Annotated in this window: 16 protein-coding genes, 3 tRNA genes and 3 rRNA genes; 16 read left to right on the top strand and 6 right to left on the bottom strand. The window is 45.0% G+C overall.

What is annotated here, in order from left to right:
- The first annotated feature begins 66 nt into the window (after nt 1-66).
- Entirely contained in the window at nt 67-1,056 is a 990-nt protein-coding gene (gene asnA, locus EL341_RS17055; protein WP_047782410.1) for an aspartate--ammonia ligase, read from the top strand.
- On the opposite strand, the gene viaA is transcribed toward asnA, so the two are convergent.
- The gene (viaA, locus tag EL341_RS17050; protein WP_074824983.1) at nt 1,053-2,513 is read right to left on the bottom strand and encodes an ATPase RavA stimulator ViaA; all 1,461 of its coding nucleotides are present in this window, start codon (nt 2,511-2,513) and stop codon (nt 1,053-1,055) included. The genes asnA and viaA overlap by 4 nt on opposite strands.
- The gene (ravA, locus tag EL341_RS17045; RefSeq protein ID WP_126468192.1) at nt 2,513-4,030 is read right to left on the bottom strand and encodes an ATPase RavA; all 1,518 of its coding nucleotides are present in this window, start codon (nt 4,028-4,030) and stop codon (nt 2,513-2,515) included. The genes viaA and ravA overlap by 1 nt, the downstream gene beginning before the upstream one ends.
- Nucleotides 4,031-4,257: 227 nt before the next feature.
- On the opposite strand from ravA, the gene kup reads away from it, so the two are divergent.
- The gene (kup, locus tag EL341_RS17040) at nt 4,258-6,126 is read left to right on the top strand and encodes a low affinity potassium transporter Kup (protein WP_074824992.1); all 1,869 of its coding nucleotides are present in this window, start codon (nt 4,258-4,260) and stop codon (nt 6,124-6,126) included.
- Nucleotides 6,127-6,326: 200 nt separating this feature from the next.
- Here the strand turns inward: kup and EL341_RS17035 are convergent, their stop codons facing one another.
- The gene (locus tag EL341_RS17035; RefSeq protein WP_047782407.1) at nt 6,327-7,031 is read right to left on the bottom strand and encodes a FadR/GntR family transcriptional regulator; all 705 of its coding nucleotides are present in this window, start codon (nt 7,029-7,031) and stop codon (nt 6,327-6,329) included.
- 637 nt (nt 7,032-7,668) lie between these two features.
- Between EL341_RS17035 and EL341_RS17030 the strand changes: the two genes are divergently transcribed.
- The 6 genes from EL341_RS17030 to EL341_RS17005 all read left to right on the top strand — a co-directional run bounded on the left by EL341_RS17030 (nt 7,669) and on the right by EL341_RS17005 (nt 13,236).
- Nucleotides 7,669-9,211 (top strand): 16S ribosomal RNA (locus EL341_RS17030).
- Between the two features lie 89 nt (nt 9,212-9,300).
- A tRNA-Glu gene (locus EL341_RS17025) sits at nt 9,301-9,376 on the top strand.
- Nucleotides 9,377-9,626: 250 nt separating this feature from the next.
- A 23S ribosomal RNA gene (locus EL341_RS17020) occupies nt 9,627-12,537 on the top strand.
- A 198-nt stretch (nt 12,538-12,735) separates the two neighbouring features.
- A 5S ribosomal RNA gene (gene rrf, locus EL341_RS17015) occupies nt 12,736-12,851 on the top strand.
- The 16S, 23S and 5S rRNA genes sit together here with 3 tRNA genes alongside, the layout of an rRNA operon.
- Before the next feature lie 225 nt (nt 12,852-13,076).
- A tRNA-Asp gene (locus EL341_RS17010) sits at nt 13,077-13,153 on the top strand.
- Between the two features lie 7 nt (nt 13,154-13,160).
- Nucleotides 13,161-13,236 (top strand) — tRNA-Trp (locus EL341_RS17005).
- A 99-nt stretch (nt 13,237-13,335) separates the two neighbouring features.
- On the opposite strand, the gene hdfR is transcribed toward EL341_RS17005, so the two are convergent.
- On the bottom strand, nt 13,336-14,166 hold the full coding sequence (gene hdfR, locus EL341_RS17000; protein ID WP_074824541.1) for an HTH-type transcriptional regulator HdfR: 831 nt from the start codon (nt 14,164-14,166) through the stop codon (nt 13,336-13,338).
- Nucleotides 14,167-14,282: 116 nt separating this feature from the next.
- Here hdfR and EL341_RS16995 point away from each other — a divergent pair, with 116 nt between their 5' ends.
- Nucleotides 14,283-14,621: a DUF413 domain-containing protein gene (locus EL341_RS16995; protein ID WP_047782405.1), complete on the top strand. Its 339-nt coding sequence runs from the start codon at nt 14,283-14,285 to the stop codon at nt 14,619-14,621.
- Nucleotides 14,622-14,647: 26 nt separating this feature from the next.
- On the opposite strand, the gene EL341_RS16990 is transcribed toward EL341_RS16995, so the two are convergent.
- On the bottom strand, nt 14,648-16,174 hold the full coding sequence (locus EL341_RS16990; RefSeq protein ID WP_047782404.1) for a YifB family Mg chelatase-like AAA ATPase: 1,527 nt from the start codon (nt 16,172-16,174) through the stop codon (nt 14,648-14,650).
- A 328-nt stretch (nt 16,175-16,502) separates the two neighbouring features.
- Between EL341_RS16990 and ilvL the strand changes: the two genes are divergently transcribed.
- The 7 genes from ilvL (at nt 16,503) to EL341_RS16955 (ending at nt 23,861) form a co-directional block, all read left to right on the top strand.
- Nucleotides 16,503-16,601: an ilv operon leader peptide gene (gene ilvL / locus EL341_RS16985; protein ID WP_071845532.1), complete on the top strand. Its 99-nt coding sequence runs from the start codon at nt 16,503-16,505 to the stop codon at nt 16,599-16,601.
- Between the two features lie 149 nt (nt 16,602-16,750).
- The gene (gene ilvG, locus EL341_RS16980; RefSeq protein WP_074824638.1) at nt 16,751-18,400 is read left to right on the top strand and encodes an acetolactate synthase 2 catalytic subunit; all 1,650 of its coding nucleotides are present in this window, start codon (nt 16,751-16,753) and stop codon (nt 18,398-18,400) included.
- Complete coding sequence (gene ilvM / locus EL341_RS16975) at nt 18,397-18,654, top strand: acetolactate synthase 2 small subunit (RefSeq protein WP_047782403.1); 258 nt, start codon at nt 18,397-18,399, stop codon at nt 18,652-18,654. Before ilvG ends, ilvM begins: the two co-directional genes overlap by 4 nt.
- Before the next feature lie 20 nt (nt 18,655-18,674).
- Nucleotides 18,675-19,604, top strand: coding sequence for a branched-chain amino acid transaminase (locus EL341_RS16970; RefSeq protein WP_047782402.1), 930 nt, complete (start codon nt 18,675-18,677; stop codon nt 19,602-19,604).
- Between the two features lie 81 nt (nt 19,605-19,685).
- On the top strand, nt 19,686-21,536 hold the full coding sequence (gene ilvD, locus EL341_RS16965) for a dihydroxy-acid dehydratase (protein WP_074824544.1): 1,851 nt from the start codon (nt 19,686-19,688) through the stop codon (nt 21,534-21,536).
- Between the two features lie 5 nt (nt 21,537-21,541).
- Nucleotides 21,542-23,086: a threonine ammonia-lyase, biosynthetic gene (ilvA, locus tag EL341_RS16960; protein ID WP_047782400.1), complete on the top strand. Its 1,545-nt coding sequence runs from the start codon at nt 21,542-21,544 to the stop codon at nt 23,084-23,086.
- A gap of 82 nt (nt 23,087-23,168) precedes the next feature.
- On the top strand, nt 23,169-23,861 hold the full coding sequence (locus EL341_RS16955) for a DUF2461 domain-containing protein (RefSeq protein WP_074824547.1): 693 nt from the start codon (nt 23,169-23,171) through the stop codon (nt 23,859-23,861).
- A 13-nt stretch (nt 23,862-23,874) separates the two neighbouring features.
- Here EL341_RS16955 and ilvY read toward each other — a convergent pair whose 3' ends face one another.
- Nucleotides 23,875-24,756 carry an HTH-type transcriptional activator IlvY gene (gene ilvY, locus EL341_RS16950; RefSeq protein ID WP_074824551.1) on the bottom strand — a complete coding sequence of 294 codons (882 nt, stop codon included), beginning with the start codon at nt 24,754-24,756 and terminating at the stop codon, nt 23,875-23,877.
- Nucleotides 24,757-24,818: the final 62 nt, after the last annotated feature.

Below are 24,818 nucleotides of genomic sequence, written 5' to 3'. Positions count from 1 at the left end.
TTGAATTGTGTACCTGTTTTGTTGCTTAATACTTAGCAATGACATCACAGTATTGAGATAACCATAATGAAACAGCCCTTTATTCAAAAGCAGCAACAAATCAGTTTTGTAAAATCGTTCTTCTCCCGCCAGTTGGAAAAAAAATTGGGTCTGGTTGAAATTCAGGCACCTATTTTAAGTCGTGTTGGTGATGGTACTCAGGATAACTTGTCCGGATCTGAGAAAGCGGTTCAGGTAAAAGTTAAAGCCATTCCTGGTGCAACCTTTGAAGTGGTTCATTCATTAGCTAAATGGAAGCGCCAAACTCTGGGGCGTTTTGGTTTTACTGCCGGTGAAGGTATTTATACCAACATGAAGGCTCTGCGTCCTGATGAAGATCGTTTAAGCCCAATTCATTCTGTTTATGTTGATCAGTGGGATTGGGAGCGCGTTATGTCTGATTCAGAACGCAGCTCTGATTATCTTAAACAAACGGTTCGTACTATCTACGCTGCAATAAAAGAAACTGAAGCTGCGGTAGCTCAGGAGTTTGGTTTGAAGCCATTTTTACCCGCAGAAATTCATTTTGTGCATAGTGAAGAGTTACTACAACGTTATCCCGATTTGGATGCTAAAGGCCGTGAACGTGCAATAGCAAAAGAGCTGGGTGCAGTATTCTTGATTGGTATTGGGGCTAAGTTATCTCATGGTGAATCACATGATGTGCGTGCACCTGACTATGATGACTGGACAACACCTGGCGCAGATGGCGAAGGTCTGAACGGGGATATTCTGGTATGGAACCCTGTTTTGGAAGATGCTTTTGAATTATCTTCAATGGGAATTCGCGTTGACGCTGAAACGCTGAAACGCCAGCTGGCCATGACAGATAATGAAGATCGTTTACAGTTAGAGTGGCATAAAGCTTTAATCAAAGGAGAGATGCCTCAAACGATTGGTGGTGGTATTGGTCAATCTCGTTTGGTTATGCTGTTACTACAGCAGAAGCATATTGGTCAGGTTCAGTGTGGTGTTTGGTCTCCTGAATTACGTGAATCTGTAGACTGCATGCTTTAATCGGCATTCATATTCCAGCGGCGGCGTAGCCGCTGGCTAATACCGGTATCAAACCGCCATACGTGATCAAATATCTTCATAATGTTAGGTTTACCGTGTTTTGACATAGCCACCGCATGAAAACGGTGGCTATGTTTTTTCTGCTTTAGTTTTATTTGAGCGATCAAATCTTCCGGTAAACGTTGAGCGATAAAATCTGAAATAATGACAACGTCTGCATCCTGCCACGCTTTTTGATCTATTTTCTCCAGTGTTTCTGATAAGCAGGCGGCCAGATCGGTACCTCCTCTAAAACTTTGGCTAAGAAAACGGATAGCTTCATTGATACCGGTCTGAGAAGTCAGTTCATAGTGAATGACTTCCGTTGAAAATAGTAGAATATAGCAACGCCGATTGTCAGCCATACCGATACGTAATAACGCCAGACAAAATGCTTTGGCACATTTTTCATTAAAACCGCCCATAGAACCGGAAGTATCAACGCAAATAATAAATGGTCCTTTGGGGAGCTGTTCATTTACCGTTTTGGTTATTGCCCGGGTTTTCACCTGTTCGCGCCAAACTTCACCTTTGAGCTGATAGGTGAGTAGTCGCTGTTCCAGAAATCGGCGATAGAATTCCAGTTCCAGCTCATCAATATTCAGTAGCGTCATTTCGGTGGGCAGCATACGAATAATATCGTTGCTTTGATAAATACCGTTGACGCTTTCCGGTAGCGTAGCGGGTTCTCTGACCATGATACGATATTTTTCATACTGGGTATCTTTACGAGCGATGGACGTTGGCTGATAGCTTCGACCTAATTGTTCAGCCAGTTTTTGTAATTCAGGCTGTTGAGATAAAAACTTGCCGTATTCAATGAGTAGATTACAGTCCGATCGGTATTTTTCACCGCGGCTCATATCCCATAAGTGACCTGAACTTCTATCGTTCTCTACCAGAAAAGGTTCCAGCATACTGTTTATTGCCAGACGCTCCTGAAGTTGAGACATTAATTGTTCCCAATCTTCTTCTATTAGGGATTTGTGCAATGAGGTTACTTGAACTGAGAAGCTTTTTCGCCATTCGCGTAAAAATAGGCTTTGGAAGCTATCGTTGCGGTGTTCAGAAGTCGATGCCAGCTTTTTAGCCTGTTGGGCAAAGGAGGAGCCAATATCTTCAAGCTTTAGGACAAGATTATTCAGTTGGTTAAAAAATGAAAGGTTATCCAACAATAAGGTTTCTTTATATAAAGAAAACTCTGCTGATATTGCTGGCGGAATTTCAGATTGTTGTAGCGTATAACCTAATTTGGCCTTCCATGCGGTAATTTCTTTGTTGAAGGCATGCTTAATTTTGGGATATTTTTCAAAGAAAATAACCAGTTGAGGAGCAGCTAACAGACTTATAATTAATTCTTCAACTATTTCGCTCTCGCTAATAGAGAGTAATAATTCAATAGTTTGTAGACTCATAATTATATTTCAGCCCCAGTAAAGCGCTGTTTTTGTTTGTCTATTTCGTCATTAACCGCCAGTAAACTAGCCTCTATTCTGGCAAGCCACTCTTTATTGATAAACAAACAAGGTTGAACATCCATAAAACGTTTACGCTGCTCGTTCAATCTAAATTGTACATTTTGCAGGCGTTGGGAGAGTTCATTGGTTGGTTCGATATGAAACGTCTTGTTTGATAAGTGTAATGTTGAAGAGGCAAGGGACAAATCGCGAATAATCAACTGTTGTTTATCATCAACGCTAATATCCAGAGATTGTGAAAAACCAATGCCATTTAGTTTGCCTTTTAAGGTTTCACCTTTGGTTAACCATAAATCAAGTTGCTGTTTTTCAATGATTATATGGGTGACTTCCATACCGTGTAACTTCAGTGGGGTTTCTAACATTAAAGTTATCTTTGGTTCATCGATAATGGTAGATAAGGCATAGATTTGTTTACGATTAAATAAGGTATTTTTACGCTCAACCTTGAGTGATAACTGGTTTGATTGTTGTTGTTTGTATTTTAACCAGTCACTATTAATTTGTTGAATTTGTAAAAGAATACTTTTTTGTTGGAATGCCTGTTCAGTGATTAACTGGTCTATTTGATGTTCTATTAAGCCTAATGAATTGATATCGTGCCAGAGACAGTCTTTTAATAAAATGATATCGACTGGATTAATGGATTCTCTATCGTTGAAAAAAGCGCAGGCCTGCAATAAACGAATCGCTTTTTTCCAACGTCGGTCTGAAATATAAGGGCCATTATCTAATGCATTAATATTCTCACGTAGTTTATAAATAAGCTCGAAAACATCATTAGGTAATTTAATGTGATTAATATCTTCTTGCCATTGGAGATACTCTTCATCACTAATGCTAAGTGACTCGATTAATGGATTCAGTTTTTCATCATTCTGATGACCGATCAGTGACAGAAAGTTAGCTTTTTCTTGTATGTTATTTAAGGATAATCTGATCAGCATCCGATCGTAGAGCGCTTCCAGGCTATTATCATCTTCTGGCAGTTCATTGGATGCCGTGACCAATAATCTCATTGGAATAGGGGATTCTGTATCACCATTACGAAATCGCCTTTCATTTATTGCCGTTAATAATGTGTTGAGTATTGCCGGACCTGCTTTCCATATTTCATCCAGAAAAACGATTTCTGCTTCAGGAAGGTAGTTTTTGGTTAACCTGATATAGCGCCCATCTTCTTTTAAGGCCTGAATAGATAAGGGGCCAAATACTTCTTCTGGGGTTGAAAAACGCGTCATCAAGTATTCAAAAGCATTGGCATGCTTAAACATATGCTTTAAACGTCGTGCTATCAGGCTTTTTGCTATTCCTGGTGGGCCAAGTAGAAATACACTTTCTCCACAGAGTGCCGCTAATAGACATAACCTGACGACATGCTGTCGTTCATAGAGTCCGGTTTCCAAAATAGCACTTAGGTGAGTCATCCTTTCAGATAGTGTTTTAGGTTTAAGCATAATAAATATAACTAAATAATATAAAGTTAGAAAATTATAGCAGATATATGATTAATAATGCTTTTATCTTAGAATTAAAAGCGCTTTATCAGATAACACATTTATTTTTTTGTAAAAATAGCAGCCGGAACATACTATTGAAATCTGGTTTATATTAAAGCCAAACATATTGTTATACCTTTGGGTTATGGAACGACCGTGTAAACTGCGGACAACAAAAAATAATGATGAGTACAGATAATAAACGCCCATTACCAGCCGCGATGTTAGCAACAATTGGTGTTGTATATGGTGATATAGGTACCAGTCCTCTTTATACATTAAGAGAATGTTTTTCTGGCTATTATGGATTTAGCGTTCAACCAGATGTTATTTTTGGTTTTTTATCTTTAATTTTCTGGATGTTAATTATTGTTGTTTCCCTAAAGTATCTTAGTTTTGTTATGCGGGCAGATAACGCGGGTGAAGGCGGTATTCTGACTTTAATGTCACTGGCAGGAAGATATGCCAGCGATAAAAAAACGGCGCTAGTGGTGGTTATCGGACTGATCGGCGGTAGTTTCTTTTATGGTGAGGTTGTAATTACTCCAGCCGTTTCTGTTATGTCTGCGTTGGAAGGTTTGGAAATATTAGCGCCTTCTCTTGAAGCCTATATTGTTCCTTGTGCTGTTGTCGTCTTAACGATTCTTTTTTGTATTCAAAAGCATGGAACGGGGGGCGTGAGTAAGGTTTTTGCGCCGATTATGCTGCTGTGGTTTATTGTTATTGGCTTGCTAGGCTTCCGCAGTATTCTTGCCAGTCCTCAAGTTCTTTATGCACTTAATCCATCTTGGGCGATAGGATTTTTTCTTCAGTACAAATCATTATCTTTTTTTGCTTTAGGTGCTGTTGTATTAGCGATTACCGGGGTTGAAGCCTTGTATGCTGATATGGGACATTTTGGCAAAATGCCGATTCGTTATGCTTGGTTTACCGTAGTGTTGCCCTGTCTGGTTCTGAACTATTTTGGCCAAGGGGCATTATTGTTAAGAAATCCAGAAGCGATTAAAAATCCATTTTTCCTGCTAGCGCCTGACTGGGCATTAATACCTTTGCTTATTTTGGCTGCGTTAGCCACGGTGATTGCTTCTCAGGCGGTTATTTCCGGCGTATTTTCCCTGACCCGGCAGGCAGTACATTTGGGTTATCTGCCACCAATGCGCATTTTACACACCTCTGATATGGAGGCCGGGCAGATTTATATTCCGGTCATTAACTGGTTGCTGTTTATTGCTGTTGTTATGGTTATTGTTACCTTTAAGCACTCAAGTAATTTGGCCGCTGCGTATGGTATTGCCGTAACCGGAACCATGGTTATTACGGCGATACTTTCTTGCACCGTGGCCTACCAAAACTGGCACTGGCCTAAAATTGCTACTGTCACCATTCTGACTATTTTACTGTGCATTGATGTACCTCTTTTTACCGCTAACCTGATTAAGGTGTTCTCTGGTGGTTGGCTCCCATTGTTGCTGGGGCTGTGTATGTTTATTATTATGACGTCCTGGAAAAGTGAGCGTTTCCGGTTGCTGCGTCGACTAAATGAACACGGTAATTCATTGGAAGCATTGATTGCCTCATTAGAAAAAAATCCGCCTACCAGAGTTAAAGGAACGGCGGTATTTATGATACGAACAACCAATGTTATTCCATTCTCATTACTGCATAATTTAACTCACAATAAGGTATTGCATGAAAGAGTCGTTTTGATGACTATCAAGACGGTGGATACCGCTTATGTACATAATGCGCAACGAGTAACTATTGAGCAGTTATCGCCAACATTTTGGCGTGTAGTCACTCGTTATGGCTATAAAGAAACACCAAACGTTGAGAATATTTTCTATTTATGTGGGTTGGAAGGATTGTCGTTTCGCATGGAAGAAACATCATTCTTCTTGTCTCATGAGTCGGTTAAATTGAGTAAACGACCATGGTATTTAAGGGTTAGGGGGCAACTGTTTCTGGCGCTTAACCGTAATGCGCTGCGGGCACCCGATCAGTTTAAAATACCGCCTAACCGGGTTATTGAGTTAGGTACCCAAATAGATATTTAATTTTAAAATAGTTATAAATTAGAAAAATCTAATCCAGAATTGAAAGGAGAAGCACTTTATTGGCTTCTCTTTGAAATCATATCTAGAAAGCTCACGAGCTTCTTAGCACTCTTTTCTTTATTTAGTTGTCGCAACTTAGGGTAGGCCAACGACATTATGAGCTAATTGAGTCATTCATTGCTCTATTTGGCCTGCCGGAGTTAAATATTATAAACTTTTATGTCCTTCTCTAATAAGTCCTGAGTTGCCTTGAGTGCATCAGCGCTATTTTTCTTCAGAATTGCATCAACAATAGACTGGTGATGTTCTAATTTTATAACTTCATTGTTGGTAACGGATTTAAAGTACGTTTGATAAATCGAACTGAATAAACTGGAAAATGAAGTTAATAGTGGATTGCAGCTCGCATTATAGATGAGCTTATGGAATTCGGTGTCAACGTTTACCCATTTTTCAGCATCAAACGCCTTGTGCAACGAACGCATTTCAGCCATCAGCAGTGAGAGTTGATAGCGTTGTTCATTACTGGCATTGATGGCTGCTAATGCCGCAGCCTGTGGCTCAAGCGCTCGGCGTAATACGACAAAATGTTGGGTGACTTCAAAAAAGTTATCCTTAGTTATCCACCAAGATAGCAGATCTTTATCAAGGAAATTCCAATAATACTGAGGCATGACTCGAGTACCTATGCGTGGTCTGGCGAGTAACATTCCCTTTGCCGTTAGCATTTTTACTGCTTCCCTAATAGCTGTTCTACTTACGCTGTATATTTCACAGAGCTCATTTTCACCGGGGAGTATACTTTCGGCGGCAAATTCACCTGAAAGAATACGATGCGCTATTTTTTCTGCCACAAGATAAGACAGATTTCGATGGGCAGCTTGTTGCTGAACGTTAAATTGCATTATTTTGTTATCCTTTTATGCGAGTAGTAGCTAGTAGCAGATATTAGGTAAATCTGTTTCTTTTTATAGGTAATGTATAACGAGCCGGATAGATGGAGAAGCCTTATTGTCCTAATAATAGGAAAAGTAATAACGTAATCTTTATATTATGAACTATAGAAAGTAGATAATGTGTTTTTATCTATGTAACTAAATGAGATTTCATTTAGTCAGTATTATTGAATACTGTGAACTTACCAGACACTATTTAATCAATTAGGCCATTTTGGTGAAAATTAGAGCGTTCAGTCACTTTTTTGCAATTAGCGCTTGCCAGATAAATCTGAGTCCCTATAATGCGCCTCCACTGACCCGGCAACAGCCGGCGAAGACAGAGGTTAAGATGAATAAATCTGTGATTTAACACTTGACTCTGTAGCGGGAAAGCGTAGTATACGCAGCCCGTGCCACGGCAAGCGAAGCTTACTGTTGGCCATGCTCTTTAACAATTTATCAGACAATCTGTGTGGGCACTCACAAGACGGTATCTCACGCTGACACTTCGGTGTTCAGCACAAAAAAATACCAAGTCTTAAAGAGTGACCAGACAGTAATTCATTTGTGAATTATTGAAAGTAATCTTTGAGCATCAAGCTTTTAATTGAAGAGTTTGATCATGGCTCAGATTGAACGCTGGCGGCAGGCCTAACACATGCAAGTCGAGCGGCAGCGGAAAGTAGCTTGCTACTTTGCCGGCGAGCGGCGGACGGGTGAGTAATGTCTGGGAAACTGCCTGATGGAGGGGGATAACTACTGGAAACGGTGGCTAATACCGCGTAACGTCGCAAGACCAAAGAGGGGGACCTTCGGGCCTCTCGCCATCAGATGTGCCCAGATGGGATTAGCTAGTAGGTGGGGTAATGGCTCACCTAGGCGACGATCCCTAGCTGGTCTGAGAGGATGACCAGCCACACTGGGACTGAGACACGGCCCAGACTCCTACGGGAGGCAGCAGTGGGGAATATTGCACAATGGGGGAAACCCTGATGCAGCCATGCCGCGTGTGTGAAGAAGGCCTTAGGGTTGTAAAGCACTTTCAGCGGGGAGGAAGGGTAGGTACTTAATACGTGCTTACATTGACGTTACCCGCAGAAGAAGCACCGGCTAACTCCGTGCCAGCAGCCGCGGTAATACGGAGGGTGCAAGCGTTAATCGGAATTACTGGGCGTAAAGCGCACGCAGGCGGTTTGTTAAGTTAGATGTGAAATCCCCGGGCTTAACCTGGGAACTGCATTTAAAACTGGCAAGCTAGAGTCTTGTAGAGGGGGGTAGAATTCCATGTGTAGCGGTGAAATGCGTAGAGATGTGGAGGAATACCGGTGGCGAAGGCGGCCCCCTGGACAAAGACTGACGCTCAGGTGCGAAAGCGTGGGGAGCAAACAGGATTAGATACCCTGGTAGTCCACGCTGTAAACGATGTCGACTTGGAGGTTGTTCCCTTGAGGAGTGGCTTCCGGAGCTAACGCGTTAAGTCGACCGCCTGGGGAGTACGGCCGCAAGGTTAAAACTCAAATGAATTGACGGGGGCCCGCACAAGCGGTGGAGCATGTGGTTTAATTCGATGCAACGCGAAGAACCTTACCTACTCTTGACATCCAGAGAACTTAGCAGAGATGCTTTGGTGCCTTCGGGAACTCTGAGACAGGTGCTGCATGGCTGTCGTCAGCTCGTGTTGTGAAATGTTGGGTTAAGTCCCGCAACGAGCGCAACCCTTATCCTTTGTTGCCAGCGAGTCATGTCGGGAACTCAAAGGAGACTGCCGGTGATAAACCGGAGGAAGGTGGGGATGACGTCAAGTCATCATGGCCCTTACGAGTAGGGCTACACACGTGCTACAATGGCGTATACAAAGAGAAGCTAACTCGCGAGAGCATGCGGACCTCATAAAGTACGTCGTAGTCCGGATCGGAGTCTGCAACTCGACTCCGTGAAGTCGGAATCGCTAGTAATCGTGGATCAGAATGCCACGGTGAATACGTTCCCGGGCCTTGTACACACCGCCCGTCACACCATGGGAGTGGGTTGCAAAAGAAGTAGGTAGCTTAACCTTCGGGAGGGCGCTTACCACTTTGTGATTCATGACTGGGGTGAAGTCGTAACAAGGTAACCGTAGGGGAACCTGCGGTTGGATCACCTCCTTACCTAAAAGATACGCAGTTAAGTGCAGTGTCCACACAGATTGTCTGATGAAATGAAAAGAGAGCAATGCGTCTGCGAAGTCGACTTCAGTGTCCCCTTCGTCTAGAGGCCTAGGACACCGCCCTTTCACGGCGGTAACAGGGGTTCGAATCCCCTAGGGGACGCCAATTGCTGATGATGGGTGAAAGCCATTATCGATGATAGCCTGTTGAGTCAGGTTATTTTAATATCTCAAAACTGATTTTGCTGTGAATGCGGCAGAGTGATGTTTGAGATATTTGCTCTTTAACAATCCGGAACAAGCTGAAATTTGAATCCTCAGCAACAATGAGTTTTACACTGACATTGTTGAACTGAGCGAGTCTCTCAATATTTACAGCACGAATGCGTCTTGTAAGAGACACCTTCGGGTTGTGAGGTTAAGTGACTAAGCGTACACGGTGGATGCCTAGGCAGTCAGAGGCGATGAAGGGCGTGCTAATCTGCGATAAGCGTCGGTAAGGTGATATGAACCATTATAACCGGCGATACCCGAATGGGGAAACCCAGTGTGTTTCGACACATTATCATAACATGAATACATAGTGTTATGAGGCGAACCGGGGGAACTGAAACATCTAAGTACCCCGAGGAAAAGAAATCAACCGAGATTCCCCTAGTAGCGGCGAGCGAACGGGGAGCAGCCCAGAACCTGAATCAGTTTGTGTGTTAGTGGAAGCGTCTGGAAAGTCGCGCGATACAGGGTGATAGTCCCGTACACCAAAATGCACAGATTGTGAGTTCGATGAGTAGGGCGGGACACGTGATATCCTGTCTGAAGATGGGGGGACCATCCTCCAAGGCTAAATACTCCTGACTGACCGATAGTGAACCAGTACCGTGAGGGAAAGGCGAAAAGAACCCCGGCGAGGGGAGTGAAACAGAACCTGAAACCGTGTACGTACAAGCAGTGGGAGCACTCTTTAGGGGTGTGACTGCGTACCTTTTGTATAATGGGTCAGCGACTTATATTTTGTAGCAAGGTTAACCGAATAGGGGAGCCGTAGGGAAACCGAGTCTTAACTGGGCGTCATAGTTGCAAGGTATAGACCCGAAACCCGGTGATCTAGCCATGGGCAGGTTGAAGGTTGGGTAACACTAACTGGAGGACCGAACCGACTAATGTTGAAAAATTAGCGGATGACCTGTGGCTGGGGGTGAAAGGCCAATCAAACCGGGAGATAGCTGGTTCTCCCCGAAAGCTATTTAGGTAGCGCCTCGTGAACTCATCTTCGGGGGTAGAGCACTGTTTCGACTAGGGGGTCATCCCGACTTACCAACTCGATGCAAACTCCGAATACCGAAGAATGTTATCACGGGAGACACACGGCGGGTGCTAACGTCCGTCGTGAAGAGGGAAACAACCCAGACCGCCAGCTAAGGTCCCAAAGTCATGGTTAAGTGGGAAACGATGTGGGAAGGCACAGACAGCCAGGATGTTGGCTTAGAAGCAGCCATCATTTAAAGAAAGCGTAATAGCTCACTGGTCGAGTCGGCCTGCGCGGAAGATGTAACGGGGCTAAACCATGCACCGAAGCTGCGGCAGCGATATGAAAATATTGTTGGGTAGGGGAGCGTTCTGTAAGCCTGCGAAGGTGGACTGTGAGGTCTGCTGGAGGTATCAGAAGTGCGAATGCTGACATAAGTAACGATAAAGCGGGTGAAAAGCCCGCTCGCCGGAAGACCAAGGGTTCCTGTCCAACGTTAATCGGGGCAGGGTGAGTCGACCCCTAAGGCGAGGCCGAAAGGCGTAGTCGATGGGAAACAGGTTAATATTCCTGTACTTGGTGTTACTGCGAAGGGGGGACGAAGAAGGCTAGGCTATCCGGGCGACGGTTGTCCCGGTTTAAGCGTGTAGGTGGGTTGTTTAGGTAAATCCGGACGACTATTAAACACTGAGGCGTGATGACGAGTCTCTACGGAGATGAAGTAGTTGATGCCCTGCTTCCAGGAAAAGCCTCTAAGCTCCAGGTAACATTAAATCGTACCCCAAACCGACACAGGTGGTCAGGTAGAGAATACTCAGGCGCTTGAGAGAACTCGGGTGAAGGAACTAGGCAAAATGGTGCCGTAACTTCGGGAGAAGGCACGCTGGCATTAGGTGAAGTCCCTTGCGGATGGAGCCGAAGCCAGTCGAAGATACCAGCTGGCTGCAACTGTTTATTAAAAACACAGCACTGTGCAAACACGAAAGTGGACGTATACGGTGTGACGCCTGCCCGGTGCTGGAAGGTTAATTGATGGGGTTAGCGGCAACGCGAAGCTCTTGATCGAAGCCCCAGTAAACGGCGGCCGTAACTATAACGGTCCTAAGGTAGCGAAATTCCTTGTCGGGTAAGTTCCGACCTGCACGAATGGCGTAATGATGGCCAGGCTGTCTCCACCCGAGACTCAGTGAAATTGAACTCGCAGTGAAGATGCTGTGTACCCGCGGCAAGACGGAAAGACCCCGTGAACCTTTACTATAGCTTGACACTGAACATTGAGCCTTGATGTGTAGGATAGGTGGGAGGCTTTGAAGCGTGGACGCCAGTCTGCGTGGAGCCAACCTTGAAATACCACCCTTTAATGTTTGATGTTCTAACTTTGGCCCGTGATCCGGGTTGAGGACAGTGTCTGGTGGGTAGTTTGACTGGGGCGGTCTCCTCCCAAAGAGTAACGGAGGAGCACGAAGGTTAGCTAATCACGGTCGGACATCGTGAGGTTAGTGCAAAGGCATAAGCTAGCTTGACTGCGAGAGTGACGGCTCGAGCAGGTACGAAAGTAGGTCTTAGTGATCCGGTGGTTCTGAATGGAAGGGCCATCGCTCAACGGATAAAAGGTACTCCGGGGATAACAGGCTGATACCGCCCAAGAGTTCATATCGACGGCGGTGTTTGGCACCTCGATGTCGGCTCATCACATCCTGGGGCTGAAGTAGGTCCCAAGGGTACGGCTGTTCGCCGTTTAAAGTGGTACGCGAGCTGGGTTTAGAACGTCGTGAGACAGTTCGGTCCCTATCTGCCGTGGGCGTTGGAAGATTGAGAGGGGTTGCTCCTAGTACGAGAGGACCGGAGTGAACGCACCACTGGTGTTCGGGTTGTCATGCCAATGGCATTGCCCGGTAGCTACGTGCGGAAAAGATAACCGCTGAAAGCATCTAAGCGGGAAACTTGCCTCGAGATGAGTCTTCCCTTGGACCTTGAGTCCACTAAAGGAACGTTAAAGACCATGACGTTGATAGGCCGGGTGTGTAAGCGTAGCGATACGTTGAGCTAACCGGTACTAATGAACCGTGAGACTTAACCTTACAACACCGAAGGTGTTTTGATTGAGAGATTTTCAGCTTGTGAACGGATTGAAGTGAATGGTTGTGTGCGTTGAGAGACGGGCATGACGGTTTACAATACAGACAAAATCGTAGGGAACGATTTTGAACAACGCGAAGCGTTGGCCCCAAAGGGGTGAGCATCAGGATGATGCGAATAATAAGAATTCAAAGAATTTGCCTGGCGGCGATAGCGCGGTGGTCCCACCTGACCCCATGCCGAACTCAGCAGTGAAACGCCGTAGCGCCGATGGTAGTGTGGGGTCTCCCCATGCGAGAGTAGGGAACTGCCAGGCTCCAAATTTAAGAAGTAGTCCATAGTTGTAGGGCAGTTCTCTACTCGATAGAGAGTAGGACAAAAGACAAAGTCTTTTGAACGTTGCTTGCAACGGCCTGGAAGGGGAATGACGAAGTCATTCATAAACTGCCAGGCTCCAAATTAGTAAACCTTTGTGAGTAAACAAAGGAAGAAGTAAGACTCGGTTATTAAGTGATTGACTTAATAACGATACAGAATCGGTGGAGCGGTAGTTCAGTTGGTTAGAATACCTGCCTGTCACGCAGGGGGTCGCGGGTTCGAGTCCCGTCCGTTCCGCCACCCTTTTAGGGGCGTAGTTCAATTGGTAGAGCACCGGTCTCCAAAACCGGGTGTTGGGAGTTCGAGTCTCTCCGCCCCTGCCATAAAATAGAAAACCCTTTGTGAAAGCAAAGGGTTTTTTGTTATCTAAAATTTAGTATTTCATCTTATATCTGTTAACCGTTCTGTAGATTAATTTAAGCTTATTCTTTCTCTGTGGCAGAGGTTGCAAGGTATTTATGGATTAACTGTTCATATTCACTGTTTTGCAGCCAGATAGCATAAACAGGAATATCTATTGTTGGCGATGATGGAATAAGCTTTAGGTCTGGATACTGTTTTTTCCATGATTCAGGTAAAAATGCGCAGCCATCGGTATTTTTTAGTAACTGTTTGGCCATTAGAGCTGAAGAACCGGTAAGAGAGATAATACTTTCCTGCGAAATGATGGTCTTTTCTTGTTGTACGAACTCCACTCCCCAATCTAAAGAGATATAAGTCCGTTTTTTATCATTAATTTTTCGCTCGGCGGTAAATAAACGGAGCGGTATGACGCCTATCTGCTGACTAATCAACTCATCCATTTTAGAGGGTTCTGTGGCAATCAACAGGTCTAATTGCCTTTCATGTAGCTGTTGAACCAACAAATTTCGTGTTGCTATGCGGGTATCAAACTGTAAATTTTTATGTTGTGAATATAGTAATTCAAGCCAGTCAGTTAGATAGCTTTCCCAGATCAGAGATAGTGCTCCGATAGATAACATATTTTTCTTTTGACTGTTTTTAACTATCGAATTTCGAGCCTGATGCCAGGTGGCGATCATATTTTCAGCATAAGGTAAAAGCTGTTCTCCGGCAGATGTGAGCCGAATATTATTACGGTGTCGGGTGAAAAGATTAACTCCTAGCTGGCTTTCTAACAGTCTTATCCGTGAGCTAACCGCTGATTGTGTAAGATAGAGTGATTCAGCCGCTCGACCAAAATGACGGGTTTTACTGACTTCTAAAAATGTTTTTAGTAATTCGGTATCCACTCAATCTCCAAATAAATCTATCGTTACGATTCAAATTTTTTGTTTTACACGCCGCTTAGCCTCACTAATACTCCGCGCCATAACGGCATTAATTTAGATACTTAGGAGTATGTCAGATGGCGGAAAGCTTCTCCACGACGCATCGTTTTTTTGACAATAAAAATTACCCTCGCGGTTTTTCCCGTCATGGGGATTTCACCATTAAAGAAGCGCAATTACTAGAGCGTTTAGGCTATGCCTTTAATGAGCTTGATTTAGGTAAGCGTGAACCAACAACGGACGAAGAGAAACTATTTGTTGCCGTTTGTAAAGGTGAACGCGAGCCAGCGACAGAGTCTGAAAAAGTATGGGCTAAATACCTCAACCGTATTCGTCGACCTAAACGCTTTCACACCTTATCTGGTGGTAAACCTCAGGTAGATATCGTTGAAGACTTTAATGACTCTGACGATTGATTAACGGGGCCTTAGGCCCCGTTTTTTTATCCAACGGCTTTATAAAGTTGTAGTAACAGTCTATCCATACTTCTATAGCTTAACGCTTCGGCAATATGTTCCCTTTTTATATTTTTATTGCCTGATAAATCAGCGATTGTTCTCGATACTTTTAAAATCCGGTGCCATCCCCGAACGGATAAACCCAGTTTGGTCAGAGCCTGCTCAAGAAATAGAGCATCGTTAATTTCCAGCTTACAAATTTTCTCTACTTCTTTGCTGGTTAGTTGCGCATTAACCTTTCCGTTGCGTTTTATTTGTTCTTGTCTGGCATTAAATACTCTTAAGCGTACTGATTGACTGGATTCACTCTCTTCCCTGCGCTGGCTTAATATGCCTTGCGGTAGTAAAGGAACTTCGATAGATAAATCGAATCGATCGAGAAATGGTCCGGATAGTCGGTTTAAATAGCGCATAACCTGTTGTGGATTTGAACGGCTTTGAATTCCCTGATAGTGCCCTGTTGGGCTGGGATTCATTGCAGCAATGAGCTGTACTTTGGCCGGAAAGCAAACTTTGGCGCTGGCGCGTGAAATAACAATTTCACCGGATTCCAGCGGTTCACGTAAAGCATCCAGTACTTTTCTTTCAAACTCAGGTAATTCATCAAGAAAAAGTACGCCGTTATGTGCCAGAGATATTTCTCCGGGGCGAGGGATTGAGCCTCCACCAACCAGAGCAGCCATTGATGCGCTGTGATGAGGTGCTCTGAAAGGCCGTTTACGCCAGTTTGACGCATTTTGTGGCGTATGAACCAGACTTGCTATAGCAGCACTTTCCAGTGCCTCCTGATCGCTCAGAGGCGGCAATAATGCATTCAGACGAGTAGCCAGCATGGTTTTACCTGTCCCTGGCGGGCCGAGCAGGAGTAAGTTATGCCCGCCGGCAGCGGATATTTCGAGTGCTCTTTTAGCTTGCTCTTGGCCGATAATTTCTTTTAGATCTGGTAATGACTCTTGGTGGTCAAGGCTGGCAGCTTGCTGTGGCGCAGATAGTGAGTTTTCTTCACCGGCTAAAAATTTACAGACATCAAGTAGCGTATCGGCTACCAGATGTTGGCTTTGTTTAATGAGTGCAACTTCACTGGCATTATCTATAGATAGAATCAGAGAACGATGGTTGTTTGATGCAGCCAGAGCCGCGGGTATTGCACCATTAACGTTTTTTATTGCTCCGGATAAGGCCAATTCACCCAAGAATTCATGATACTCAAGTTTATCAACGGCTATCTGTTCTGATGCCGCTAAAATAGCCAGTGCAATGGGTAGATCGAACCTACCACCTTCTTTTGGCAGGTCTGCGGGGGCCAGGCTAACCGTGATTTTTTTCGGTGGAAAAGTAAAGCCACTGTTTATCAATGCGCTGCGCACGCGATCTTTTGCTTCTTTTACGGTTGTTTCCGGTAAGCCAACCAGCGTAAAGTTAGGCATTCCGTTGCTGATATGTACTTCAACACTGACTAATGGAGCCTGTACACCTATTGAAGCTCGGGTATAAATAATTGCTAGTGACATGCCAAGTTACCCATCTTTATTTTTAGATAATCCTGTCAGAGTCAGTGCATATCAATTTATCTATTTTTTGTATTTTGCTTAAAACATAGAGATATATTCCAATTTTTTGCCTGTTTTGCAGTCTATATAGGCGATTTTATGTGGGGTACATCTAATTAAAATATTTTCAAGTCAGTCAGTGTTTTTCATTTATATGATAAATATGGCGTTTTTAATGAATTTTGTTTTGATAAAGAAAACGGAAAGAAAAAATAAGTTGTCACTTAATATAAAACTATGATAACTCTGTATACATTCGTTCGACTGATAAAGAATTTTCTTTGAAACTATGAAGTCTGTAAGCCAAGTGATTAGCCTCGTGATTATTAGTGTGGTGGTGATTATTCTCCCACCGTGCGGGGCAGCACTTGGACAAAGAAAGACCTGATTAGAGGTCCCAAATTCAAGAACCCCCGCACTGAGAAGTCGGGGGTTTTTTTATGGATGATAAAAATTTAATCAATATCAAATAATAAACACAACAAAGCATACGGCTATAAGCATCGGCTAAGAGCACAATACGACGGGGTAAGAATGATGAATGGGGCGCAGTGGGTAGTACATACGTTACGCGAACAGGGAGTTGACACTGTTTTTGGTTATCCTGGCGGTGCAATTATGCCGGTTTATGATGCGCTATATGATGGTGGCGTTGAGCATCTGCTGTGTCGTAATGAACAGGGTGCCGCTATTGCCGCTTTAGGCTACGCTCGAGCAACCGGTAAAGTTGGCGTTTGTATCGCCACCTCTGGCCCAGGAGCAACGAATCTTATCACCGGGTTGGCTGATGCGCTGTTAGATTCTGTTCCTGTTGTTGCTATTACTGGTCAGGTTGCTTCCCCGCTGATAGGTACTGATGCTTTTCAGGAAATTGACGTATTAGGATTATCATTAGCCTGTACTAAGCACAGTTATCTGGTGGAATCATTAGAAGAGTTGCCCTCCATTATTGCTCAGGCATTTGCTACTGCCTGTAGCGGCCGTCCTGGTCCTGTTTTGGTTGATATTCCTAAAGATATCCAGTTAGCGGCCGGAGAGCATTTAAAGCCAGGGTTATTACCGGTCGAAGAAATGGCTCAGGTTGCCAATGAGGATTTGCAAGCAGCCAGAGAAATGATCGCTGAATCTCATAAACCAATGTTATACGTTGGTGGTGGTGTGGGTATGGCTAACGCGGTTGAGGCGCTACGGACATTCACCAAAGTCACTGGCATGCCATGCGTTTCAACGTTAAAAGGACTCGGTGCCGCTGAGGTAGATGACTCGTGTTATTTGGGCTTGCTGGGTATGCACGGCTCCAAAGCTGGTAATCTGGCAGTTCAGGACTGTGATTTACTGGTGGCTATCGGGGTGCGTTTTGACGATCGGGTTACAGGAAAATTGAATACCTTTGCACCTCACGCAAAAGTTATTCATATGGATATCGATCCGGCGGAGTTAGGCAAATTACGAACGCCTCACGTTGCGTTACAGGGAGATTTAAACAAGATATTACCTGCTCTGCAGCAGCCAATGGATATCAATAATTGGCGTAACACGGTAATAGCAATGAAAACTGATTATGCCGCTCGTTACGATCATCCCGGACAACCTATTTTTGCCCCGCTGTTGTTAAAGCAACTTTCTGAAAGAAAACCTGAAAATACGGTCATTACCACTGACGTTGGTCAACATCAGATGTGGAGTGCGCAGCATATGACATTTGGCCGCCCGGAAAACTTCATTACTTCAAGCGGGCTGGGTACCATGGGATTTGGTATTCCTGCTGCAGTGGGTGCACAAATGGCCCGCCCTGACGATATGGTAATCTGTGTTTCCGGCGATGGCTCTTTTATGATGAATGTGCAGGAACTGGGCACCATAAAACGTAAAAAGTTACCGGTGAAAATCGTCTTAATCGATAATCAGCGTTTGGGAATGGTCAGACAGTGGCAACAGCTGTTTTTTGACTCTCGCTATAGCGAAACCAATTTATCGGACAATCCCGATTTTTTAATGCTGGCTCAGGCATTCGGTATTCCGGGGCAGAGTATTTCCCGCAAAGATCAGGTTGATGATGCACTTAATACCTTACTTACCAGTGAAGGACCTTATTTGCTTCACGTTTCTATCGATGAATTAGAAAATGTTTGGCCTCTGGTTCCACCGGGCGCCGGTAACGAAACAATGCTGGAGGAAGTATCATGACAGAACATCAACTTTTCATTCAGACCCGATTCCGCTCAGAAGTTTTGGAACGTTTACTGCGCGTTGTTCGCCACCGAGGTTTTCGGGTATGCAAAATGGACATGAATCAAATGGCTAATGGGGATAACATAAGCATTTATTTAACCGTTTCCAGTGAGAGACCGGTAAACTTACTATTTTCCCAGTTAAAGAAACTTGCGGATGTCAGCAGCGTTGAGATCCTCAATCAAACATCACAACAAATACGCGCATAGCGCGACAAGGAACAGAAACAATGAGCACGAAAAAAGCAGATTATATATGGTTCAATGGTGACATGATTCCATGGGCTGATGCCAAAGTTCACGTTATGTCACACGCATTGCACTATGGTACATCGGTATTTGAAGGTGTGCGCTGCTATGATACCCATAAAGGCCCGGCTGTTTTTCGTCATCGCGAACATATGCAGCGTTTACGTGATTCTGCGAAAATTTATCGTATGCCGGTTTCCTATTCTGTTGATGAATTGATGGCCGCCTGCCGTGAAACATTAAGTAAAAATAATCTGGCAAGCGCTTATATTCGTCCGTTAGTCTTTATTGGTGATGTGGGTATGGGCGTTAATCCACCTGCAGGTTACAACACTGACGTGATCATTGCCGCTTTCCCATGGGGTGCTTATTTAGGTGAAGAAGCGTTGGATCAGGGTATCGATGCCATGGTTTCTTCATGGAACCGTTCTGCGCCAAATACCATTCCAACCGCAGCTAAAGCCGGTGGTAACTATCTTTCTTCATTGTTGGTGGGTAGTGAAGCTCGCCGTCATGGTTATAGCGAAGGTATCGCTTTGGATGTTCACGGTTATGTTTCTGAAGGTGCCGGTGAGAATATCTTCTTGGTTAAAGACGGTGTGGTATTTACCCCAACCTTGACCTCAGCTGCCTTACCAGGCATTACGCGTGATGCCATTCTGAAGCTTACTAAAGATCTCGGTATTGAAGTGCGTGAACAGGTTCTGTCTCGCGAATCTCTCTATTTAGCCGATGAAGTCTTTATGACTGGTACCGCCGCCGAAATTACACCAGTACGCAGCGTTGATGGTATTCAGGTGGGTATTGGTCGTTGTGGTCCGGTCACCAAGAAAATTCAGCAAAGTTTCTTTGGACTGTTCAATGGTCAGACTGAAGACAAGTACGGCTGGTTAGATCTGGTAAACCAATAACTAAAAACAAAAAAGCAAACATAATGCAATAACGGGCGGATTCCATTCCGCCCGCAATTAGACAACGGGAGTGAATAAAGCATGCCTAAGTATCGTTCAGCTACAACTACACATGGTCGGAATATGGCAGGAGCCCGTGCTTTATGGCGTGCTACCGGTATGACCGATGCCGATTTTGGCAAGCCGATTATTGCCGTGGTGAACTCATTTACTCAGTTCGTTCCGGGCCATGTCCATTTACGTGACTTAGGTAAATTAGTTGCCGATCAAATTCAGGCGTCAGGCGGTGTGGCGAAAGAATTTAACACCATTGCAGTGGATGATGGTATCGCAATGGGTCACGGCGGCATGCTGTATTCTCTTCCTTCACGTGAGCTGATTGCTGATTCCGTGGAATATATGGTGAATGCCCACTGTGCTGATGCCATGGTGTGTATCTCCAACTGTGACAAAATCACTCCGGGCATGTTAATGGCTTCTTTACGCCTGAATATCCCGGTGATTTTTGTGTCAGGTGGTCCGATGGAGGCTGGAAAAACCAAGCTATCGGATAAAATTATTAAGCTTGATTTGATCGATGCCATGATTCAGGGCGCGAATCCAAACGTGAGTGATGAAGACAGCGCACAAATTGAACGCTCGGCCTGTCCAACCTGCGGTTCTTGTTCTGGTATGTTTACTGCTAACTCAATGAACTGCTTGGCTGAGGCGTTGGGCTTAGCGCTGCCGGGAAATGGTTCCTTGTTGGCGACGCATAAAGATCGTAAACAGCTTTTCCTGAACGCTGGTAAAGAAATTGTGTCATTAACCAAACGTTATTATGAGCAAGATGATGAAAGCGTTCTGCCTCGATCTATTGCTAATAAAGCCGCATTTGAAAATGCCATGACCATGGATATCGCCATGGGCGGTTCAACTAATACAGTATTACACCTTCTGGCTACGGCTCAGGAAGGCGAAGTTGATTTCACGATGACCGATATCGATCGCCTGTCGCGTCAAGTTCCTCAGTTATGCAAGGTTGCGCCAAGTACGCAGAAATATCATATGGAAGACGTGCACCGCGCAGGTGGCGTGATCGGTATTCTGGGTGAACTGGATCGTGCAGGGCTGTTAAACCGTAATACTAACAATATTCTGGGACTGAACCTGACGGATACGTTGGCTAAGTTCGATATTATGCAGACCAACGATGAAGCGGTTAAAACCATGTTCCGCGCAGGTCCGGCCGGTATCCGTACCACCGAAGCTTTCTCTCAGGACTGTCGTTGGGATTCGCTGGACAACGATCGCGCTGAAGGCTGTATTCGCAGTAAAGAACATGCTTATAGCCAGGAAGGTGGTTTGGCTGTTCTGAACGGTAATCTGGCGATTGATGGCTGCATTGTGAAAACAGCGGGCGTTGATGATGAGCACTTAGTGTTCCGTGGTCCGGCAAAAGTTTATGAAAGCCAGGAAGATGCCGTTGATGCAATTCTTGGTGGCAGAGTGGTTGCGGGTGATGTGGTCGTTATCCGCTATGAGGGTCCAAAAGGTGGACCGGGTATGCAGGAAATGCTCTATCCGACCACATTCCTGAAATCGATGGGATTAGGTAAGGATTGTGCGTTGATTACCGACGGCCGTTTCTCCGGTGGAACATCGGGATTATCGATTGGCCATATTTCTCCGGAAGCGGCTAACGGCGGTTTGATTGGATTAGTGCGTGATGGCGATATGATCGATATCGATATTCCTAAACGCAGCATTGTATTGGACGTTGCAGATAATGAACTGGCTAGCCGTCAGCAGGCAGAAGTTGCTCGTGGTGATAAAGCGTGGACACCAGTAGCCCGCGACCGTCAGGTTTCATTTGCATTACGCGCCTACGCCAGTTTGGCAACCAGTGCCGATAAAGGTGCTGTACGGGATAAAAGTAAGCTGGGAGGCTAAATATTATGGCTGTTCCATCGCCGCTCTCTTCTGCACCTACGGGTGCAGAGTATCTACGCGCTGTGCTTTGTTCGCCTGTGTATGATGTCGCTCAGGTCACACCGTTACAGGAAATGAATAAACTTTCAGCGCGTCTGAAAAATACCGTATTAGTTAAACGGGAAGACAGACAACCAGTACATAGCTTTAAGCTGCGTGGTGCACACGCCATGATTGCCGGGCTTAACGAACAACAGAAAGCAAATGGCGTTATTGCCGCTTCAGCGGGTAATCATGCGCAGGGTGTCGCACTTTCAGCTTCAGGGCTGGGTATCCGCTCTTTAATTGTGATGCCTATGACGACACCGGACATCAAAATTGATGCGGTGCGTGGCTTTGGCGGTGAAGTGCTGTTGCATGGCGCTAATTTTGATGAAGCCAAAGCTAAAGCCATTGAGCTTTCTCAACAGCAAGGCTATACCTTCATTCCGCCGTTTGACCATCCGGCGGTGATTGCCGGACAAGGCACTATTGGTATAGAGCTGATTCAGCAAGATGCACATATCGATCGCATTTTTGTTCCGGTTGGCGGTGGCGGTCTGGCTGCTGGTGTGGCCGTACTGATTAAGCAACTGATGCCAGAGATCAAAGTGATTGGCGTTGAGACTGAAGATTCCGCGTGTCTGGTTGCTGCATTAAAGGCAGGTCAACCGGTTGATCTTGATCGCGTGGGGCTGTTTGCTGATGGCGTTGCAGTAAAACGTATCGGTGATGAAACCTTCCGCTTATGTCGCGAATATCTGGATGATGTTATCACGGTTGATAGCGATGCCATTTGTGCAGCAGTAAAAGATTTATTTGAAGATGTGCGTGCTATTGCTGAGCCTTCCGGCGCTTTGGCGCTGGCTGGCCTGAAAAAATATGTGCAGCAGCATAATCTGCAAGGGGAACGCTTAGCCTGTGTTCTGTCCGGAGCTAATCTGAACTTCCATGGTTTACGCTATGTTTCCGAGCGTTGTGAATTAGGTGAGAAGAGAGAAGCACTGCTTGCCGTCACTATTCCGGAACAGAAAGGCAGTTTTCTGAAGTTCTGTCAGTTATTAGGTGGACGTTCCGTTACCGAGTTTAACTATCGTTATGCCAGCGATAAAAACGCCTGTATTTTTGTTGGTGTCCGATTAACCGGTGAGCAGTCTGAACGACAAGATATCATCAGTGAGCTGCAAAATGGCGGTTATCAGGTTGTCGATTTATCTGATGATGAAATGGCGAAGCTGCATGTGCGTTATATGGTCGGTGGTCGACCGGCCAAGCCGCTTAGTGAAAAACTATACAGTTTTGAGTTTCCTGAGTCAGGGGGAGCGTTACTGAAGTTTTTACAAACGTTAGGGACGTTCTGGAATATTTCTCTATTCCATTATCGTAGCCACGGTACTGACTATGGCCGCGTTTTAGCCGCATTTGAGCTGGCCGGGCATGATGCTGAATTTGAACAGCATCTTAAACAGCTGGGATACGATTACCACGATGAGACAGACAATCCGGCATTCCGTTTTTTCCTTGCTGGATAATCATAACGGTGTCTGAAAGCCGCTGAATACGTCATTCAGCGGCTTTTATTGTTCAGATAATAGCTTATGGGTGGAAGATGACATGGCGCAATTCAACGGGTTTACTCAGCAGGGCTTAACCTTTTTACAGGATGTCAGAATCCACAACAGTAAAGATTGGTTTGACGAACATCGACACATTTACGACCAGCAGATTGTTACCCCATTTCGTCATCTGGTGGACGATCTCAGCCAAAGTATGGTGCTGATTGATCCTGAATTTGAAACTCGCCCGGCCATTGGCAAAACCTTGTCCAGAATTCATCGCGATACTCGCTTCAGTCATGATAAATCCCGCTATCGCAGTCAGATGTGGCTGACGTTTAAACGTGCGAGTAAAGACTGGAAAGATGCACCGGTTTACTTTTTTGAGATTGCCCCCGATTTTTATCGTTACGGACTTGGTTATTACAGCGCCAGCAGACAAACCATGGATTTACTGCGTTTGCTGATGCGTACCGAACCCAAAGCATTTTTAGCCGTAGCCAAGCGTTGTAAAACACCGTTTGAGCTGGTGGGTGAAAGCTATAAACGCCCGCTGGTGAAAGAGCAAGATGCCCAAATTGCCGATTGGTATAATCGCAAAAGTTTTGCCGTTATGTGTACCAGCCAGAATATGGAAACGGTGTTCACTGACGGGCTGGTTTCCCATTTGGAGAAAGGTTTTCAGCAACTGGCACCGCTTTATCACTATTTGATGCGCGTTGAAGTGATGAAGCGGAATCCGGATGAATAACCTTATCTGGCGGTTATATTAACTGCCAGAAAGCGTGAATTAATGGTTCACCGAGCCGTTTTTTCTGTACGCAAACCCCGAGGTCAAACGCTGAAGTGAGCGTAACATTGTTGGCAACGGTAATTCGGCTGCGTATCGTTTCCGGGCTGTTATCCAATACGACACTCGGGATTAATGCGACGCCACATCCCAAAGCCACCATTGAAACAATGGCTTCATGACCAGCAACGGTGGCGTAAATTTGCGGGTTACTGATGTGATGACGTCGAAACCACTGATCGATACGCCTTCTGGTAGGGCCATGCTCTGGCAGAATAAAAGGAATATTGGCCCAGTCTGGTTTATGTTCCGACATTTGCGTGTGCACCGGGCAGGGTAACGCTGGTGTAATCAGCACCAGAGGCACTTCACCTATTTTTGTGAAATCGATCGTAGAAGGTAAATTTTCTGGTCGCCCGGCAATGGCTAAATCAGCATCATTGGACTGAATTTTGTCGACGGCATCGGCAGCATCACCGGTAGTGAGTTTAATTTCTACATTAGGATGCAGCGCTCGAAATTGGTCAAGGATCGTGGGTAAGTGGCTATAGGCTGCGGTAACCGAGCAAAAGATACGTAATTCACCGCTGAGAGATTCCCCTTTTTGTGCCAGGGCATTGCGCAATTGTTGGTAATGTAACAAGGTTTGTTGAGCAAAGACTTTCAATTGCTGGCCGGCTTGGGTTAATTGCACGGTACGGTTATCACGTAAAAAAAGGATTTGCCCCAGTTCTTCCTCTATTCTTTGTATCTGCCGCGATAGGGTTGAGGGGCTAACATAGGTCGCTTTAGCGGTTTTGCCAAAGTGCTGGCTTTCCGCCAGATGAAGAAACAGTTTTAAATCACGTAGATCCACATTGAGTTACCGATTATTACGTTGCATAAATTGCAATATCATCTTCTTAATATATCAATTTA

The sequence above is a fragment of the Pragia fontium genome (assembly GCF_900638655.1).
GTDB lineage: Bacteria > Pseudomonadota > Gammaproteobacteria > Enterobacterales > Enterobacteriaceae > Pragia > Pragia fontium.
The sequence above is the reverse complement of the archived record's forward strand: the minus strand, read 5'-3'. Positions and strand labels throughout refer to the sequence as shown.

Bases quoted from the DNA above. Each gene is read 5' to 3' on its own strand.
- ilvM (WP_047782403.1), top strand. From the start codon at position 18,397: ATGACAGAACATCAACTTTTCATTCAGACCCGATTCCGCTCAGAAGTT.
- ilvD (WP_074824544.1), top strand. From the start codon at position 19,686: ATGCCTAAGTATCGTTCAGCTACAACTACACATGGTCGGAATATGGCA.
- EL341_RS17035 (WP_047782407.1), bottom strand. From the start codon at position 7,031: ATGCAATTTAACGTTCAGCAACAAGCTGCCCATCGAAATCTGTCTTAT.
- EL341_RS16970 (WP_047782402.1), top strand. From the start codon at position 18,675: ATGAGCACGAAAAAAGCAGATTATATATGGTTCAATGGTGACATGATT.
- asnA (WP_047782410.1), top strand. From the start codon at position 67: ATGAAACAGCCCTTTATTCAAAAGCAGCAACAAATCAGTTTTGTAAAA.
- EL341_RS16995 (WP_047782405.1), top strand. From the start codon at position 14,283: ATGGCGGAAAGCTTCTCCACGACGCATCGTTTTTTTGACAATAAAAAT.
- kup (WP_074824992.1), top strand. From the start codon at position 4,258: ATGAGTACAGATAATAAACGCCCATTACCAGCCGCGATGTTAGCAACA.
- EL341_RS16990 (WP_047782404.1), bottom strand. From the start codon at position 16,174: ATGTCACTAGCAATTATTTATACCCGAGCTTCAATAGGTGTACAGGCT.
- ilvL (WP_071845532.1), top strand. From the start codon at position 16,503: ATGAAGTCTGTAAGCCAAGTGATTAGCCTCGTGATTATTAGTGTGGTG.
- EL341_RS16955 (WP_074824547.1), top strand. From the start codon at position 23,169: ATGGCGCAATTCAACGGGTTTACTCAGCAGGGCTTAACCTTTTTACAG.
- ravA (WP_126468192.1), bottom strand. From the start codon at position 4,030: ATGCTTAAACCTAAAACACTATCTGAAAGGATGACTCACCTAAGTGCT.
- ilvG (WP_074824638.1), top strand. From the start codon at position 16,751: ATGAATGGGGCGCAGTGGGTAGTACATACGTTACGCGAACAGGGAGTT.
- ilvA (WP_047782400.1), top strand. From the start codon at position 21,542: ATGGCTGTTCCATCGCCGCTCTCTTCTGCACCTACGGGTGCAGAGTAT.